11 protein-coding genes and 1 tRNA gene are annotated in these 18,184 nt (G+C 35.3%); 4 read left to right on the top strand and 8 right to left on the bottom strand.

The features are described 5' to 3' along the window. Positions 1 to 21: 21 nt before the first annotated feature. On the bottom strand, positions 22 to 1,365 hold the full coding sequence (locus G9Q29_RS02740) for a c-type cytochrome (RefSeq protein ID WP_166133041.1): 1,344 nt from the start codon (positions 1,363 to 1,365) through the stop codon (positions 22 to 24). Between the two features lie 215 nt (positions 1,366 to 1,580). Here G9Q29_RS02740 and G9Q29_RS02735 point away from each other — a divergent pair, with 215 nt between their 5' ends. After that, the gene (locus G9Q29_RS02735) at positions 1,581 to 1,970 is read left to right on the top strand and encodes an SPOR domain-containing protein (protein ID WP_205729820.1); all 390 of its coding nucleotides are present in this window, start codon (positions 1,581 to 1,583) and stop codon (positions 1,968 to 1,970) included. Positions 1,971 to 2,323: 353 nt separating this feature from the next. On the opposite strand, the gene infB is transcribed toward G9Q29_RS02735, so the two are convergent. The 4 genes from infB to G9Q29_RS02715 form a co-directional block, all read right to left on the bottom strand. Then, entirely contained in the window at positions 2,324 to 5,197 is a 2,874-nt protein-coding gene (gene infB / locus G9Q29_RS02730) for a translation initiation factor IF-2 (RefSeq protein WP_166133039.1), read from the bottom strand. Positions 5,198 to 5,310: 113 nt separating this feature from the next. Continuing rightward, positions 5,311 to 6,564: a transcription termination factor NusA gene (nusA, locus tag G9Q29_RS02725; RefSeq protein ID WP_166133037.1), complete on the bottom strand. Its 1,254-nt coding sequence runs from the start codon at positions 6,562 to 6,564 to the stop codon at positions 5,311 to 5,313. A 13-nt stretch (positions 6,565 to 6,577) separates the two neighbouring features. Continuing rightward, positions 6,578 to 7,042, bottom strand: a complete 465-nt coding sequence (gene rimP, locus G9Q29_RS02720) for a ribosome assembly cofactor RimP (RefSeq protein ID WP_187038231.1) — start codon at positions 7,040 to 7,042, stop codon at positions 6,578 to 6,580. A gap of 242 nt (positions 7,043 to 7,284) precedes the next feature. Next, positions 7,285 to 7,355 (bottom strand) — tRNA-Gln (locus tag G9Q29_RS02715). A 256-nt stretch (positions 7,356 to 7,611) separates the two neighbouring features. Here G9Q29_RS02715 and G9Q29_RS02710 point away from each other — a divergent pair. After that, a complete protein-coding gene (locus G9Q29_RS02710; protein WP_166133033.1) occupies positions 7,612 to 10,923 on the top strand; it encodes a glycosyltransferase family 117 protein in 3,312 nt (1,103 codons plus the stop codon). Between the two features lie 139 nt (positions 10,924 to 11,062). Next, positions 11,063 to 11,704, top strand: a complete 642-nt coding sequence (locus G9Q29_RS02705) for a polysaccharide deacetylase family protein (protein ID WP_166133031.1) — start codon at positions 11,063 to 11,065, stop codon at positions 11,702 to 11,704. A gap of 15 nt (positions 11,705 to 11,719) precedes the next feature. Here G9Q29_RS02705 and G9Q29_RS02700 read toward each other — a convergent pair whose 3' ends face one another. From G9Q29_RS02700 to G9Q29_RS02690, 3 genes are all read right to left on the bottom strand, one after another. After that, positions 11,720 to 12,016, bottom strand: a complete 297-nt coding sequence (locus G9Q29_RS02700; protein WP_166133029.1) for a thioredoxin family protein — start codon at positions 12,014 to 12,016, stop codon at positions 11,720 to 11,722. 73 nt (positions 12,017 to 12,089) lie between these two features. Continuing rightward, on the bottom strand, positions 12,090 to 13,325 hold the full coding sequence (locus tag G9Q29_RS02695; RefSeq protein WP_166133027.1) for a metallophosphoesterase: 1,236 nt from the start codon (positions 13,323 to 13,325) through the stop codon (positions 12,090 to 12,092). Between the two features lie 169 nt (positions 13,326 to 13,494). Further along, positions 13,495 to 14,988 (bottom strand): hypothetical protein, encoded by a 1,494-nt coding sequence (locus G9Q29_RS02690; RefSeq protein ID WP_166133025.1) that lies wholly within the window; start codon positions 14,986 to 14,988, stop codon positions 13,495 to 13,497. A 313-nt stretch (positions 14,989 to 15,301) separates the two neighbouring features. Between G9Q29_RS02690 and polA the strand changes: the two genes are divergently transcribed. Beyond that, a complete protein-coding gene (gene polA / locus G9Q29_RS02685) occupies positions 15,302 to 18,139 on the top strand; it encodes a DNA polymerase I (RefSeq protein ID WP_166133023.1) in 2,838 nt (945 codons plus the stop codon). Positions 18,140 to 18,184 lie beyond the last annotated feature (45 nt).

Raw genomic sequence — 18,184 nt, 5'->3', positions numbered from 1 at the left:
ATTAAAAACTTAATAATTCAATTAATAGTGGCATTTTCCACACTCTAAACCTCCCATTTGTGCTGCAGTCAATTTGTCAACACCGTATTTTTTTGAAAGCTCATCGTGTATTTTAGTGTAATACTCGTTTCCTTCCATTTTAACTTCGGTTTTTCTGTGACAATCTATACACCATCCCATTGTTAACGGAGCAAATTGTTTCTGAATTTCATATTCTTGAACTGGACCGTGACATGTTTGACATTCAATTCCACCTACAGTTACGTGTTGTGAGTGATTGAAATAAACAAAATCAGGTAAGTTGTGAATTCTAACCCATTTAACTGGTTCAGTTTTTCCTGTGTATGTTTGCGTAGCCTGATCCCAACCGACTGCTTTATAAAGCTTTTGGATTTGCTCATCATAGAAAGCTTTACTGTATTCTGGAGTAGCAGTAGTTTCAGCAACTTCAGCAATGTTTTTATGACAGTTCATACACACATTTAAAGAAGGAATACCACCGTTCTTACTTACTCTAGCAGCAGAGTGACAGTACTTACAGTTGATCTCGTTATCACCTGCGTGGATTCTATGCGAATAGTGAATTGGCTGAATAGGAGCGTAATCTTGATCAACACCCACTTGCATTAAAAACCCGTAAACAAAATAAGCACTTGACAAAAGCAAGAAAACAACAGTTACCAAAATCAAAAATTGATTTTTTGCAAAAGCTTTCCAAATTGGTGTCGTAGGCTCTTTTGGAGCAATTTCAATACCGTTTGCTTTGGCTACTTTAGTCAACACTCTATTAACCAAGAACAACATCACAACAAGTATAGCTAAAACTAGAGCTAACGCACCAAGTATCAAAGTGTTTGACAAGCCGCTGTCAGCAACCGGACCACCTGGAACAGTTGTACTTCCGTCAGCCGGAGGAAGAGGAGCAGCTTCAGCTTTAGGCTCAGAAGTGTAAGCAATAATATTGTCAATATCAGCATTTGATAATTGTGGAAACGCAGACATTACCGCCTTGTTGTTTTCATTGAAAACCTTTACAGCAGCAGCATCTCCAGATTTAATCAATTCTGAACTATTTTTAATCCACTTGTACAACCATGGCATGTCATGCTTGTTCGCAATTCCTCTTAATGCAGGACCCGTTGCTTTAGCATCCAATTTGTGACATGCTGCGCAATTTGCGTTGAACAATTCTTTACCTTTTACAGCATCTCCGCCAGAAGGGGCGGCAGCAACATCAGTAGTAGCCGCAGCTGCATCAGCCGCAGGAGCTTCTTGAGCAAATGAAGACAAAGAGAAAATCAAAGACAAGGACAAGCCTAGGACTAATTTTCTTGAGATCGAATTATGGTTACCCACCTTTTTCATATTGTATAATGATTATCTAGTAAAATTGGCACAGTTTTTTATAATAACTTTATGAAAAACCACTCCTTTATTTTAAAACTTCGACAAAAATACGACTTAAGAACTATTCTCAAAACCCTAAAATCGCCTTATTTCCAATTTATATTTATTCTAAATAATGTTTTATATGTGGATTCAATCATTAAATATTATTTTTGCTTAAAAACAAACAAGTTATGAAAATTACAGCGTTTCAAAAAGGATTTTACTTACTCCTAACATACTTTATAACAACACATTTCGCAACTGCACAAGCAGAAGCAATTAACATAAAGCAAGACTCAAGATTTGAACAAATTTTGAACGAGAAAAGAAAAGTTAGTACTAACAGTACTATAAACGACCGCTATAAAATTCAGATTTTTAGTGGTGAAAATGATAAAGCAAAAACCAATTTAGCTACTTTCCGACAAGAATATCCAGGAATTGATGGTACAATTGTGTTTTTTACTCCCAATTACAAGGTTTGGGTAGGAAATTTTAAAACAAGAATAGAGGCAGAACATCTGTTACTTGAGATAAAAAAAAGATATCCTATGGTTCATTTGATTAAACCAAGTAGATAATTATAGCATCAACAAAATTGGAAAAGACAACCCAAGTAGGGTTGTTTTTTTTTACCTAGCGGTAACATAAAGGAATCCGAAAATTCAATTACAACAACCAATTGAAAGCAAAATAGTATCTCTAAATTAAGTGCAAAACAAATACAGAAACTAACGCCTTTTTAGCCAAATAGACTTACTTGTTTTACCTACCTCAACAACGCAAACACAATTCCAAACTTGCTCCTAACAACTGACTTTTTTTTAATAAAATTAATAAAAAAAGATACAGATCCTTAAAGACATTTCAGTTGAAATTTAGACATAAAAAAATCCCGACGAATCGGGATTTTTAAAATATAACTTAGAAAATATTATTTCAATTTCTTTTTTACAGCAACTTCATGGTATGACTCAATAATATCTCTTTCTTCGATATCATTGTAACCTTTAATTTGAATACCACAATCGTATCCTTTTGCTACTTCTCTTACATCGTCTTTGAAACGTTTTAAAGCAATTAGCTCACCGCTATGTACCACAACACCGTCTCTAATAACACGCATTTTGGCATTTTTAACGATTTTACCATCCATAACCATACTTCCTGCAATAGAACCAACTTTAGATATTTTGAAGATTTCTCTAATTTCTGCAGTACCTAAGATCTCCTCTTTCATTTCAGGAGCTAACATTCCTTCCATTGCATCTTTAAGATCATCAATAGCAGCATAAATGATAGAGTAGTAACGGATATCGATTTCTTCTTTATCAGCTAATTGTCTTGCGTTTCCAGCAGGACGAACATTAAATCCGATGATAATCGCATCAGAAGCTGAAGCTAACATAACATCAGTTTCCGTAATAGCTCCCACTCCTTTGTGAATAATATTGATTTGAATTTCTTCCGTTGACAATTTAGAGAACGAATCAGAAAGTGCCTCAACAGAACCATCCACGTCACCTTTAAGGATAATATTTAATTCTTTAAACTGACCTAAAGCAATACGCCGTCCGATTTCATCCAATGTAATATGACGTTGTGTACGAACTGACTGCTCACGCATTAATTGAGAACGTTTGGCAGCAATTTGTTTTGCTTCTTTTTCATCTTCAAAAATGTTGAACTTATCACCAGCAGTTGACGCCCCATCTAAACCAAGTACAGATACTGGAGTTGATGGACCTGCCTCTCTAACAATATTTCCGCGCTCATCATGCATGGCTTTAATTTTACCATGATGCTTACCTGCCAACATATAATCACCAATTTTCAAAGTACCATTTTGAACTAAAATTGTTGACACATAACCTTTACCTTTATCAAGGAAAGCTTCAACAACAGTTCCAGAAGCCGCTTTATTAGGATTTGCTTTTAAATCTAAAATTTCAGCTTCAAGTAATACTTTTTCCAATAACTCTTTTACACCAGTACCAACTTTTGCAGAAATATCATGAGATTGAATTTTTCCACCCCAATCTTCAACAAGTAAATTCATACCTGCTAATCTTTCTTTTACTTTTTCAGGGTTAGCATTTGGCTTATCAATTTTGTTGATTGCAAATATAATTGGCACACCAGCAGCTTGCGCGTGACTTATAGCCTCTTTGGTCTGTGGCATAATATCGTCATCGGCAGCAATTACAATAATAGCAATATCAGTTACCTGAGCACCACGTGCACGCATCGCTGTAAACGCTTCGTGACCCGGTGTATCTAAAAATGCAATTTTTTGACCATTATCTAAAGTTACTCCGTAGGCACCAATGTGCTGCGTAATACCTCCAGACTCACCTGCGATTACGTTTTCTTTACGAATATAATCCAATAACGATGTTTTACCGTGATCGACGTGACCCATTACTGTAACGATTGGCGCTCTGAAAACTAGGTCTTCTTCTTTGTCTTCAACAACCTGAATTGCTTCTTCGATATCAACAGTGATAAACTCTACTTCATAACCAAACTCATCAGCAACAATAGTTAACGTTTCAGCATCTAATCTTTGGTTCATGGTAACCATAATCCCAAGTGACATACACGTACCAATAACTTTAGTAATTGGCACATCCATCATGATGGCTATTTCACCTACAGTAACAAACTCAGTAACTTTTATAGTTTTACTTCCTTCGTCTAATGCTCTTTGCTCATCATCGGATTTTTGACGGTGTGTATCTCTTTTATCTCTTCTATATTTAGCCGCTTTAGATTTACCACCTTTACCTTGTAGTTTTTCTAAAGTCTCTCTAATTTGATTTTTAACTTCCTCTTCTGTTGGCTCAACTTTAGCCACAATTGCAGGTCTGTTTCCTTTTACGAAACCAGGTCTAGCGCTACGGTTTGCGTTAAAACCACCTCCACCAGTATTTGGCGTAATTTTGTTTGGATTTGGAGCACCCGGAACAGCAGGAGGCCTTGGCGTACCTGGTTTAGGAGCTATCCTTTTACGTTTATTTTTATTGGCATTGGCTGCCGCAGAACCCGGAGCACCTGGTTTATTTGGTGTAATCTTTGGCTCTTCTTTTTTCTTCTTAGGCTTGTTGAACTGCGACAAATCAATCACTTGACCTGTAAGCGTAGTTCCTGACAACTTTTGGTATTGTGTAGTGATCGTTTCTTCTACCGGAGCCTCGTCTGCTTTTGCAACAACTGGCTTATCTTCCGATTTTGATTCAGCAGGAATCTCTACCTTCACCTCTTTAATACCAGCAATCGGTTTTACCTCTTTTTTGTCTGAAGCAGGTTTTTCATCCAAAGTTTTTTCTGCAACAACCTTTTCAGCAGGAACCTCTTTTGGAGTTACCGGCTCTGGTGTTTTTGCAGCAGCAGGAACAGTGTTCTCTACAGTTTTTGCAGGGGGAACGATAGCCGCTTTTTTCGGATTCAAATCAATTTTACCAACTTGAACAGGACCAGATAAAACTGCTCTTGCTTTGATTACCTCTTGTTGTTTTGCTCGCTCTTCATCCAATTTACGTTTGTCTTCGATTTCTTTTTCTCGTTCTAAACGTATAGCTTCTTTCTCTTTTCTTTTTTCTTCACCTACCTCTTTCGAAGCTTCTTTATTCCCTTTGTCACCCGCAAATTGACCGCACAAGACATCGTATGTTTCTCCAGAAATTTTTGCGTTTGGATTTGCTTCCATAGCAATTCCTTTATCTTTTAGATAATCCACAGCTCTTTCTAAAGAAATATTCAATTCCCTTAAAACTTTGTTTATTCTAATAATTCTCTCTTCAGACATAAAACCTTTTTATATTTACCTTTTTTGTTATTCCTCACTTTACTATCACTTCGATACCTATCGCTGCAATATTGTTTTGTAAAGTGGCATGTTTATCGTTGAAGAACTAATGACTAACTGTCAAATTCCTCTTTCAATATTCTAATTACATCTAGAATTGTTTCCTCTTCTAGGTCAGTTCTACGCACTAAATCGTCAACATCTTGACTTAAGATACTTTTAGCAGTATCTAAACCAATTTTTGCAAACTCTTCAATAACCCAATCCTCAATTTCATCTGAAAACTCTGTTAATTCAACATCGTCCTCATCAGCTGTAGCGCCAGCCACATCGCCTTCGCGAATTACATCTAGCTCATAACCAGTTAATAATCCCGCTAATTTAATATTGTGACCACCACGACCGATGGCTTTTGAAACTTCTTCTAATTTCAAGAAAACTTCAGCTCTTTTTGTTTCTTCATTAATTTTAATAGAAGATACTTTTGCTGGACTTAAAGCTCTTGTAATAAATAATTGCAAGTTGTTTGTATAATTGATTACATCAATATTCTCATTACCTAACTCTCTTACAATACCGTGAATACGTGATCCTTTCATTCCCACACAAGCACCTACTGGGTCAATACGATCATCGTATGAATCAACAGCTACTTTTGCTTTTTCACCAGGAATACGCACCACTTTTTTAACCATGATTAAACCATCGAAAACCTCTGGAATTTCTTGCTCAAATAATTTTTCTAAAAACTTCTCAGAAGTTCTAGACATAATAATTTGCGGCTTGTTTCCTTTTAATTCAACACTTTCAATAATTCCTCTTACATTATCTCCTTTACGGAAAAAGTCAGATGGAATTTGTTTTTCTTTTGGCAATACAATTTCATTTCCTTCATCATCAACCAAAATAACTACTCTAGGACGTACATGGTGTACTTCTGCAGTATAAATATCGCCAATTAAATCTTTGAATTGCTTGTATAAATTGGTGCTATCGTGTTCGTGTATTTTCGAAATTAAATTCTGACGCAATGCTAAAATAGCTCTACGACCTAAATCAATTAATTTCACCTCTTCCGAAACCTCTTCGCCAATTTCAAAATCAGGCTCAATTTTTCTAGCTTCGGTTAAAGTAATTTCTAAATGATCAAAATCTAGATCTTCATCCGCAACGATTACTCTTCTTTGCCATATCTCCATATCACCTTTATCAGGATTAATAATGATATCGAAATTATCATCTGAACCGTATTTTTTCTTTAATGCATTTCTAAATACATCTTCCAAAATTGCCATAAGCGTTACACGATCAATAAGTTTATCATCTTTAAACTCTGAGAATGAATCGATTAATGCTAAATTTTCCATGCGAATTCTTTAATTAAAATGTTACTGTAACAATTGCTTCTTTTATATCTGCGTAAGAAAGTTGTAATTCTTTCTGAACTGTTTCTTTTCCTTTTCCTATTTTCTTTGGTTCTCTTGCTTTCCAGGACAAAATTACAAAATCATCATTAGCATCTACTAATTCTGCTTCAATTATTTCTGTACCAGTCTTTACAATTAATGTGCGACCAATATTTTTTTTGTATTGACGCACCATTTTTAAAGCAGATCCTACCCCAACCGAGGCTACTTCTAAAGAATAATCTTGCTCCTCACGATCTAAATGATTATCGATATACCGACTCACATCAATACAATCCTGCAACACAACACCTTGATCGCCATCAAGCGAAACAATTACCTTGTAGGCATCGGTGATAACAAGATCTATTAAAAACAAAGCAGGCTTCTCGGCCAAGGCTTCGTTTAATACGGAATTTACTTTTTCTTTAAATGTCATATTTTTATAAAAAGAGGGGACATTTAGTCCCCTCATTATCTAGATTTTAATAAATAACGGTGCAAAGATAGTCTTTTTTTTGTAATTTGAAATATTAGCACACCTTAAAAAGATCGCTTATTGCTTATATTTCATAAAATTACATTCTAATTGGAGCTCTATATCCAAAAACATTCTTTTACATCTCAAACAAAATTATCCTAAAACAAAAAAACCTCCCAAAAATTGAGAGGTTTTATTTGTTGGTCTACTAGGACTCGAACCTAGAAAGACTGCACCAAAAACAGTTGTGTTACCATTACACCATAGACCAAATTTGATTACTAAGTCGCTATTGTTCCTTAGCGAGTGCAAATTTAGACTATTTTTTAGTTTGCGCAAACTTTTTTCAACTTTTTATGAAAAAAAATTGATTTTTTTTTGAGCTAAAAGCACTACGTAGACGAAAATAATTCATTGTCAGAGAGTTATTAATTCGATACTCTTTTCCAGAAAATAATGTTAATGCAACGAAGGTTAAACAAAAAAACATTTTCTTTGTATCCTACAATTTAATTAAAAAATAGTACATGGATAAAGCAGTATTCAATTTCAAAAAATGGAATACCATTTTAGGATGGTTCACATTTGGGATCGCATTATTAACCTACACTTTGACCGTTGAACCTACAATGAGCTTTTGGGATTGCGGTGAATACATTGCCACAGCAGCCAAGTTGGAGGTTGGTCACCCACCAGGAGCACCTTTATACCAAATGATGGGTGCTTTTTTTGCCATGTTTGCTACTGACCCAGCGCACGTGGCATTAATGGTTAATATGATGTCTGTTTTCTCGAGTGCTTTTACCATTTTATTTATGTTTTGGTCATCGACGCTTTTGTTAAAAAAATTAATTAGCATTGTATCTGCAACAGACACAAGTAACACCTCAAATCAAGATAACCATAATTATAATGATATAGTTGTATTAGGAAGTTCCTTTGTAGGCGCACTTGCTTATACGTTTTCGGACAGTTTTTGGTACAATGCTGTTGAAGCTGAAGTATACGCAATGGCCTCTCTATTTATTGCTTTACTATTTTGGTTGGGATTGAGATGGGAACAAGACATGGATAGTCCACGAGGAAATAAATGGTTGTTAGTCATTTCATTGGTTGTTGGCCTTTCATTTGGAGTACACTTTATGGCACTATTGACTATTCCTGCAATAGGATTTTTATATTTTTTTAAAAATTACAAAGTTGTTACTATTAAAAACTTTATTCTAGCAAATATCATCGTAATTGCGATTTTGCTATTCATTTTCAAACTTTTATTACCTCTAACCATGGGATTCTTTGGGAAAACCGAAGTGTTTATGGTAAACAGCTTAGGCCTACCTTTTGATTCAGGAACATTATTTGTTACCTTATTGTTGGTGGTTTTCTTTTATTTTGGTTTAAAAATTACAAAGGAAAAAGGATTAGTAACGTACAATACAGTATTGCTTTGTGTTCTTTTTATCTTAATTGGATTTTCGACTTGGATGATGCTTCCTATACGAGCAAATGCCGATACAGTAATTAATGAAAACAAACCATCAGATGCAAGCGAAGTTTTGGCCTACTACAACAGAGAACAATACGGAGTAAACCCTTTGTTTTATGGACCTCAATACACTGAAAATTTTGCTGGTTTAGACAAAGACAAACCTTATTTGGACAAAGCACCTAATTACGAGCGTGATTACAAAACAGGAAAATATGTTATTGTAAACAATTTTAAAAACGCTGCTCAAAACACTGATGACAACCACAAGACCATTCTGCCAAGAATGTGGAGTGATGCGCATATCGAAAACTACATAAATTTCAGCAATCCGCCTGAGTTTAGATTGAATCCTGAATATCCTTACGAAGATGATTTAGGTAAATATGGTATTGACCCAAGTCAGTTAAGCGAAGAGGATTATAACAAAGCCATTGCACAATTAAAAAATGAAACGGAGAAAATTGTAAATGAGTTCAGACAAGCTTATGCTCAGAATCAAATTGATAACGAAGGCTATGTAAAATTCCTGAAAAGCTATGGTGACTATTTAATTGTTGAAAAACCAACAACGGCAGACAACTTAGGCTTCATGATTGAATACCAATTTGGTTACATGTACTGGAGGTATTTAATGTGGAACTTTGTTGGACGTCAAAATGATGTTCAAGGTCGCTACGATTACTTAGACGGGAACTGGTTAAGCGGAATTTCGTTTATCGATGAACTACATTTAGGTAGTCAAGAAAATCTACCGTCAGATGTACTAAACAATAAAGGACGCAATGTTTATTTCTTTTTACCATTTATTTTAGGTCTAATCGGATTGATGTATCATGCTAGCAAAGATCGCAAAAGCTTTTATGTTCTGCTTTCCTTGTTTCTATTTACCGGAATCGCTCTAAAGATTTACTTAAACGAAAGACCATTTGAACCAAGAGAGCGCGACTACGCCCTAGTTGGATCATTCTATGTATTTGCTATTTGGATTGGTTTTGGAGTATACGCATTATACGAAAGTGCTCAAAAATACTTAGCTCCAAAAATTGCAGGACCAGCAATTATTGCTGCTACTTTACTAGCCGCACCGGTATTAATGGCTTCACAAAACTGGGACGATCATGATCGTTCTGGCAAATATACTGCCGTAGCAATGGCAAAAGCGTATTTAGAATCGTGCGACCCCAATGCTATCTTATTTACCATTGGAGACAACGATACCTTCCCACTTTGGTATGCCCAAGAAATTGAAGGCGTTCGAACCGATGTAAAAATTGTAAACACTAGTCTATTTATGACAGATTGGTACATTGACCAAATGAAAACCAAAACGTACGAGTCAGATCCTTTACCGATTTCATTTAAACACGATGATTATGTAGGTGACAAGTTAGATTATGTAGCCCATATTCCTAAAGTAGAGAGCCGATGGGATGTTAAGGACTTGATTAACTTTATCAAAAATCCGCAATCAACAGTGGACATGCAAAATGGACAAACGATTCATTTTTATCCGACTAACAAAATCAGAATTCCTGTAGACAAAAATACCATCATTAAAAACAAAGTAGTTAATCCTAAGTTTAATGATTCAATATTATCATCATTAGATATCGAAATTAAAGGAAACGCACTATACAAAAATAGGCTAATGATGCTGGACCTTATTGCCAATAACAACTGGAAAAGACCAATCTATTTTAGTGGTGGTTCATCAGACAGTGAAGATTATCTTTGGATGAAAGACTATCTTCAGTTAGAAGGTATGGTTTACAAATTGGTTCCTATTAAAACCGCATTAGCAAAAGATGCTAGTCCGCTTGAAATGGGGCAACTTGATACTGATAATATGTATGCCAAAGTAATGAAATGGGATTGGGGTAATGGCGAAAGTCCAAACATTTACCACGATCCAGAAACCAGACGCAACAGTATAACCTACAGAGCCAATCTTTCTAGGCTTATGTTACAACTTATTGCTGAAGGCAAAAAAGACAAGGCAAAAAACATCATTGAGTTAGCGATGACTAAAATGCCTGTTGAATATTTTGGGTATTACTCACTAGTAGAGCCTTTTGCAGATGGTTATTACAAAGTTGGCGAAACTAAAAAAGCACAACAGCTTTTGAATCAATTGGTCAAAAAATACCAAGAAAACTTAAATTATTATGGCGGATTAAAATCATCTGAACAGTCAAGTATTGCAATTCCAATTATTACTGATATTGAACGATACAGAAGTTTATTAACAGTCATGAAAACAAATGGCGATTTGGCTTTTTACAACAAAAACAAAGTTAGCTTTAACACTTATATTAAAATGTTTGAGCGTTTTCAACGTGATTTGGAATAAAAGATTGAGCCCATAACAAAAGAGTGTTTTAGAATAGTCCACTAAGTCTATTACTAAAACACTCTTTTTATTTACAAACATTAATAAAACATTACTTCAAAACGTACTTGCACCAAAATTCACAAACAAAACAGGCTTTATGAACTTCTATTGGGTTAAAACAAATTGGCTTATCAAGCGTTTATTTCGCCGATACATTTGGAGTATTGACACAAAAGAACGTGCCGTATATTTAACTTTTGATGACGGTCCGATTCCAGAAATCACGCCTTGGGTACTTGCTCAATTACAAAAATACCATTGCAAAGCTACGTTTTTTTGTATTGGAGACAATGTAGCAGCAAATCCAGAAATTATTGCGCAAATCAATAGCTCAGGTCATCGCATAGGCAATCACACCCAAAATCATTTAAACGGCTGGACGACTCAAAATAAAGTATATGAAGATAATATTATAAATTGTCAAATCGAACTTGACAAAGTAACCACCACAAATCAATTACCGTTATTATTTAGACCGCCTTACGGCAAAATAAAACCTAAGCAATCTAAAACAGCTCGCCAATTGGGATATCGAATTGTAATGTGGGATATTTTAAGTGCAGACTTTGACACCACAATTACCAAAGAACAGTGCTTAAAAAATGTATTAACCGGAATTCTGCCAGGAAGTATTATCGTTTTTCACGACAGCAAAAAAGCATTCAATAATTTACAGTACGTATTACCAAAACTTTTGGAATACTTACAACAGCACAATTTTGCGTGTAAACCGTTGTGATACCGTACACCTATTTTAAACTTGCTCTTGCACTAAACTAATAATGGTATTGGCGTCCAACTCACCTGATTGTCTCCAAACCATTTGGCCTTCTTTATAAATCATTAAGGTAGGAAGCCCTTTAATACGCAATGCGTCTGCCAACTCTTTGTTTTTATCGACATCAATTTTTATGACTTTTGCTTTATCACCAAGCGCCGCCGCCACATCTCTTATTACAGGATGCATTGATACTGAAGGCTCACTCCAATCGGTATAAAAATCTATTAAAACCGGAATTCGAGCATTGATTAGTTCTCCAAATTTTGACATAAAACCAAAAATTTAATTTTGAAAATTAACTACAAAAAGTTAGTTGTATTACAAATGTAGCATTTTTAACCAATTATGCGATACTTACACCTTTTTTTAGTTCTATAACTGTAATTTCAGGCATGATACCTACTCGACCTGGGTAGGCATGAAAACCGAATCCTCGATTAACATAAACATATCGCCCAAGGTTTTCGTACAATCCTGCCCATTGTGTGTACACATATTGCACTAAACTCCATTTAAAATATCCTGGAATCTCGATACCAAACTGCATACCGTGTGTGTGTCCTGACAGCGTAAGATGATAATGTTTATCGTCATGTTGAACAACTTTGTCCCAATGCGAAGGATCGTGACTCATTAATATCTTAAAATCTTGTTTGGTTAATGAACCCGAAGCTTTTTTTAAGTCACCAGCTTGCTTAAAATTATGTCCCCAATTCTCCACTCCAATCAAAGCCAATTGATCTGTTCCTTTTTTGATAAACGTATGCTCGTTCAGCAACAATTTAAAATCAATATCGCCGTATAGTTTTTTTATAGCTTGAAAATTGGCTTCTTTTTCTGCCTCATTAGGCCAAGTTACATATTCGCCATAATCGTGATTACCAAGCACCGCAAACTTACCAAATGGATGACTTTTAATTTTATTGAAAGTTTCAATCCAAGGGTGCATTTCTTTAGCATGTGTATTGACAATATCACCTGTAAACAAGATGATATCTGAATTTTGCTCATTCACTAAATCAATAGCATATTTAATTTTCTCAGGATTATCAAAGCTTCCGCTATGAACATCTGATATTTGAGTAATTGTAAAACCATCAAATACATCTGGTAAATCTGGAAAAAAAATACGCTGCTTTATTACTTTGTAATTGTATTTCCCAATGGTTACTCCATAAATTAGTGAGAGAAAAGGGACTGCAGCAAGACCTAAACCTATCTTACTAATAAATTTTCTACGGGAATCAAAAAAAGCGGCGTCTTTGTCGTAGTTTCCAAAAAAGTGAATAGTTCCCACAAACAATCTGTAAACATCTTCTCCTAATAGCACGATAGTAATGAGCAACTTTGGCACATAAACCACCAACAACAATCCCATGGTAAACATTGTTTGTTGAGTTTGCCCCACACTTCGATCAAACTGAGTGAGTGCATAAACAATATAGATTAAAATTAAAACACTTAATCCTTGCAAGGACAACACCACCGGTTTGCTTTTAATTAAAGTTTTAAGAAACTGATAAGTATATAATTCTAATACAAAAAGAATCAAACTAATAAATACGACACGAAAAATCATTAAAATTTATTTTTGGACAAAATAACGAAAGATTTGATTAAACCAAGGGAGCATTAATTAAAATTTAACGGTCGGTTAAGCATAATGAAATTCTTTTACTAAAAATGCAAAACAAAAAAACACACCATTAAAAAATCAATGATGTGTCTTTATGATATTCACAACTATACTATTTAACAATCAAAGTTAGATTGGGCGTAATAATACTATCGCCATTAAAAGTTGACACTAATCTTTGAGCATAAACTTCTACATAATCTGAGTTAGATAATTCTACTAACGCATCTAAAGGCACTATTACGATGTCATTTGTAATTAACCCGCGCCCATAAATCTTAAACTGATTAATAACTTGATTATTTTTAGCAATGTAGATAATGTACGTTCCTGGGTTAGGTACTTGAAATGAAATAGAACCAGTTACTTGGAAAAGTCTTTTCTTTTTACCATCGTAAACTAATCGGTTACTAACACCTCCTGTAGAAAATCGAAACAAATTTGTTGATGCAGACACACCCGCAACTTTTAAAATAGCAGTTGGATTAATCGAACTCCCCGAAAAAGTTGTCTGAACCCCTTGACCAACAGGATAATCAAAAGTAAAATCACCGGCAGCAACAGCATCGGTTTCAGTTGGTATCCCAGCGCAACGTACATTCCAACTATTATTAAAATTATAGCCTGCATAACTGCCCGTAGCATATCGACCAACATAACCCTCAGTATTAGTTCCAGTAAAAACAACTGATTCCATAACCGCATCTCCTGTTATTATTGGATTTGAAGAAACATCTACCCCCATGGCTGATCCATTTACTTCACAGAAGCCACCTTGCTTTTGAATAAAAGAAAATGTGCCTGTAAACTTTTCAAAAGTACCAGTGTTGTTACCAAACCAAGCAGTATTACTCAACAAAACTCTAGTTGAAGTGCCAAAAGTAATTCCTGTTGTATTTCCAGAATAATTTATCACTGAGAAAAACACTAATCCAAAACCACTTATTGTTCCAACATTGGCTGAGCCTGAAACGATAGAATCTCTAAATATAAAAGTTTGTGTGTTACCCGACGCCACCAAATTAAAAACAGCACTCCCTCCTGCAATACCTAGATTTTTTACGGTTCCTCCCGTCGCACCCTCAAATAAGGTACCACTTGATTTAAATAGTACATCCTCATTAGCGTCCAATCCTACTAAATAAGCATTGTTTAGGTCAATAGGGAAATTTACATTTATTGTGCCATTGATTTCATAATACGTGCCACTATCTAAAACATATTTTGAGCCACCGCCATTAGCTAATTCTGCCGCCAAAACAGTGGATAGGACATCAGAAGATTTTATTCTTTTAAACTTTAATCGACCCGTAGTGGCGCTATTCATTTGCGTCCAAGCAGTCACTGATTGATTGTAATAACAAAAAGCTTTCAAATCAGTATCATACACCATTAATCCATCCGCTGGCGAAGCAATTGCATTTTTTTGTGCAGTTGTCATTCTTGGAGTAAGCATTCCCTGAGTAGTTGATGAAACATCCAATACTGAACTTGCATCTGGAGTAATTGTACCAACACCCACTTGCGCAGAAACCGTTGCAGTCAATATCATGAAAAACAAAAGACAGCTTTGTAATTTTCTTGAGGTAAAGTAATTTTTTTTCATAACAAATGAGTTTCAAATTATAAAAAAGTATGTTTTTAAATCTTAAGTCAAAACTAATTAATATTATCGATTAAAAACAAATAAAATCGATGAAATACATATTTTTTATCAAAATATAACTTATTTCTTATATTTTATCTAGATAGTTATATGTTTAAATTTGAATTATAAAGCAATGAGTAGCTTTTTAGAGACGAAAAAAAACAGCATCCTAAAAAAATATCACGAGCTGATTATACCAAAAGATTTGCTAGCCCCTCTGCACATTGTCTTCTAAGTTTTGTACTTTTGAAATCTTTACAAATTCAAACTTATGTCAGTACAAAAAAGACTTTTCTTGCTCGATGCCTACGCCTTGATCTTTAGAGGATATTATGCTTTTATTAAAAATCCAAGAATTAACTCAAAAGGCATGGACACCTCTGCAATTATGGGATTTATGAATTCGTTAATGGATGTCATCAAAAGAGAAAAACCAGATCATTTGGCAGTTGCTTTTGACAAAGGAGGTAGCGAGCTTCGAAACGAACTTTTCCCGGAATACAAAGCCAATAGAGATGCCACACCAGAGGCGATTAAAATTGCCGTTCCTTATATACAAGAATTGCTAAAAGCCATGCACATTCCTATCATTGAAGTAGCCGGTTTCGAAGCCGATGATTTAATTGGTACGATAGCCAAACAAGCTGAGAAAGAAAATTTTAAAGTTTTCATGGTTACGCCAGACAAGGATTTTGCACAATTAGTATCTGAAAATATCTTCATGTACAAGCCTGCCCGAATGGGTAATGGAATTGAAATTTGGGGTATTCCAGAGGTACTTGAAAAATTTGAAATTGAAAGACCCGAGCAAGTAATTGATTACTTAGGAATGATGGGCGACTCTGCCGATAACATCCCGGGATTACCGGGTGTGGGCGAAAAAACTGCTAAAAAATTCCTAGCCGAGTACGGTTCAATTGAAAATTTATTAGCCAACACCCATGAACTCAAAGGCGCTATCAAAACCAAAATTGAGGCGAATTCAGAGTTGGGTTTACTTTCTAAAAAATTAGCAACCATTTTATTAGACTGTCCAGTCACTTTCAACGAGACTGATTATGAATTATCTACTCCTGATGTTGAAAAAACAGATGCACTGTTTAACGAATTAGAATTTAGACGAATGGCCGAGCAATTTGATGCCATTTTTAAGAATCCATCGCAAAACAACGGTACAACTGAAGTTACTAACGACGCGAAGCTCTACAAAAAAAGCACTAAAAACGACGACCAGTTTGATTTATTTGGAGCAGCAACAACTGATGAAGACGCTGTTAGTCGCACCACTTTTTATAACACATTGGCAACGACACCACACGCTTATCAAATCATTCAAGGTGATTTAGGATTGCGCTTGCTATTGCAAAATCTACAAAATCAAATTTCTGTTTGTTTTGATACCGAAACTACCGGCCTTGATGCGCTACATGCAGAATTGGTAGGAATTTCATTTTCGTTTGAGAAAGGAAAAGGGTTTTATGTTCCGTTTCCCGAAAATCAAGAAGAAGCACAAGTACTTGCTGCCAAGTTTCTTCCCTTTTTTGAAAACGAAAACATTGAAAAAATTGGTCAAAATCTAAAATACGATCTCAAAATACTTTCTAATTATGGCATCACTGTAAAAGGAAAACTATTTGACACCATGATAGCGCATTACTTGATCAATCCTGACATGCGTCACAATATGGATATTTTAGCCGAAACCTATTTGCAATACAGCCCGCAATCAATTGAAGAACTTATTGGTAAAAAAGGGAAAAACCAAAAGTCAATGCGCGATGTGGCTCTTGAGGAAATCAAAGAATACGCCGTAGAAGATGCCGATGTTACCTTTCAACTCAAAGAATTATTTACAACAGAATTAGACAACACCGGAACAAAAAAATTATTTGACGATATCGAAATTCCATTAGTTAAAGTTTTAGCCGATATGGAGCGCGAAGGCATTCGTGTGGATGTAGCTTTCTTGCAATCGCTTTCGCAAAACCTAACAGAAGATATAAAAAAGCTAGAGCAAAACATCTACGAAGCCGCAGGTGAAAAATTCAACTTAGCTTCACCAAAACAACTTGGAGATATTTTATTTGACAAATTGAAAATAGGTGGCGCTAAGCAAAAAAAGACCAAAACAGGACAATATGCGACAGGCGAAGAAATCCTAAGTTATTTAGCCGCCGAAAATCCAATTGTAAAAGATATTTTAGATTGGCGTCAACTAGTAAAACTACAAAACACCTACGTAGATGCCCTACCGAATCAAGTTGATGTTGCTACAAAACGCATTCATACCGATTACATGCAAACGGTAGCAGCAACAGGACGTTTGAGCTCAAACAATCCTAACTTGCAAAACATCCCAATTCGTACCGAACGTGGTCGCCAAATAAGGAAAGCATTTGTTGCTAGAGATGAAAACTACACCTTAGTTTCGGCGGATTACTCTCAAATTGAGCTTCGCGTGATTGCCGCTTTGTGTGGCGAAGAGAATATGATAAAAGCTTTTCAAAACAAAGAAGACATACATAAATCAACGGCATCAAAAGTATTTAATGTCCCTTTAGAAGAAGTAACTCGCGAACAACGTAGTCATGCCAAAACAGTGAATTTCGGAATCATTTATGGGGTTTCGGCGTTCGGATTGAGTAATCAAACCAATTTGTCACGCAAAGAAAGTGCTGATTTGATCGAAGCCTATTACCAAACGTATCCTAAATTAAAATCATACATACAAGATCAGGTTGATTTTGCTCGAGACAATGGCTACGTACAAACCATTGTCGGGCGTCGTAGGTATTTAAAAGATATCAATTCGCAAAACGCGATCGTTCGCGGTGGAGCTGAACGAAATGCAGTAAACGCACCAATTCAAGGTAGCGCCGCCGATATTATCAAAATTGCCATGATCAACATTCATAAAAAGTTGACTAATGAAAACTGGAAAAGCAAAATGCTCCTTCAAGTACATGACGAACTTGTTTTTGATGTTTACAACGATGAACTCGACGCCATTCAACCTATGATTAAACACGAAATGGAAAACGCTTTTCAACTAACTGTTCCATTAGAGGTGGAGATTGGAAAAGGAAAAGATTGGCTCGAAGCACATTAATAATAAGACGTAAAAAAACTCTAATCGAACTGATTAGAGTTTTTT

It is taken from the genome of Flavobacterium turcicum, from assembly GCF_011365745.1.
Lineage (GTDB): Bacteria > Bacteroidota > Bacteroidia > Flavobacteriales > Flavobacteriaceae > Flavobacterium > Flavobacterium turcicum.
Note: the sequence above shows the minus strand (reverse complement) of the source record. Positions and strands in the feature narration are given on the sequence as shown.

Bases quoted from the DNA above. Each gene is read 5' to 3' on its own strand.
- G9Q29_RS02740 (WP_166133041.1), bottom strand. From the start codon at position 1,365: ATGAAAAAGGTGGGTAACCATAATTCGATCTCAAGAAAATTAGTCCTA.
- G9Q29_RS02735 (WP_205729820.1), top strand. From the start codon at position 1,581: ATGAAAATTACAGCGTTTCAAAAAGGATTTTACTTACTCCTAACATAC.
- infB (WP_166133039.1), bottom strand. From the start codon at position 5,197: ATGTCTGAAGAGAGAATTATTAGAATAAACAAAGTTTTAAGGGAATTG.
- nusA (WP_166133037.1), bottom strand. From the start codon at position 6,564: ATGGAAAATTTAGCATTAATCGATTCATTCTCAGAGTTTAAAGATGAT.
- rimP (WP_187038231.1), bottom strand. From the start codon at position 7,042: ATGACATTTAAAGAAAAAGTAAATTCCGTATTAAACGAAGCCTTGGCC.
- G9Q29_RS02710 (WP_166133033.1), top strand. From the start codon at position 7,612: ATGGATAAAGCAGTATTCAATTTCAAAAAATGGAATACCATTTTAGGA.
- G9Q29_RS02705 (WP_166133031.1), top strand. From the start codon at position 11,063: ATGAACTTCTATTGGGTTAAAACAAATTGGCTTATCAAGCGTTTATTT.
- G9Q29_RS02700 (WP_166133029.1), bottom strand. From the start codon at position 12,016: ATGTCAAAATTTGGAGAACTAATCAATGCTCGAATTCCGGTTTTAATA.
- G9Q29_RS02695 (WP_166133027.1), bottom strand. From the start codon at position 13,325: ATGATTTTTCGTGTCGTATTTATTAGTTTGATTCTTTTTGTATTAGAA.
- G9Q29_RS02690 (WP_166133025.1), bottom strand. From the start codon at position 14,988: ATGAAAAAAAATTACTTTACCTCAAGAAAATTACAAAGCTGTCTTTTG.
- polA (WP_166133023.1), top strand. From the start codon at position 15,302: ATGTCAGTACAAAAAAGACTTTTCTTGCTCGATGCCTACGCCTTGATC.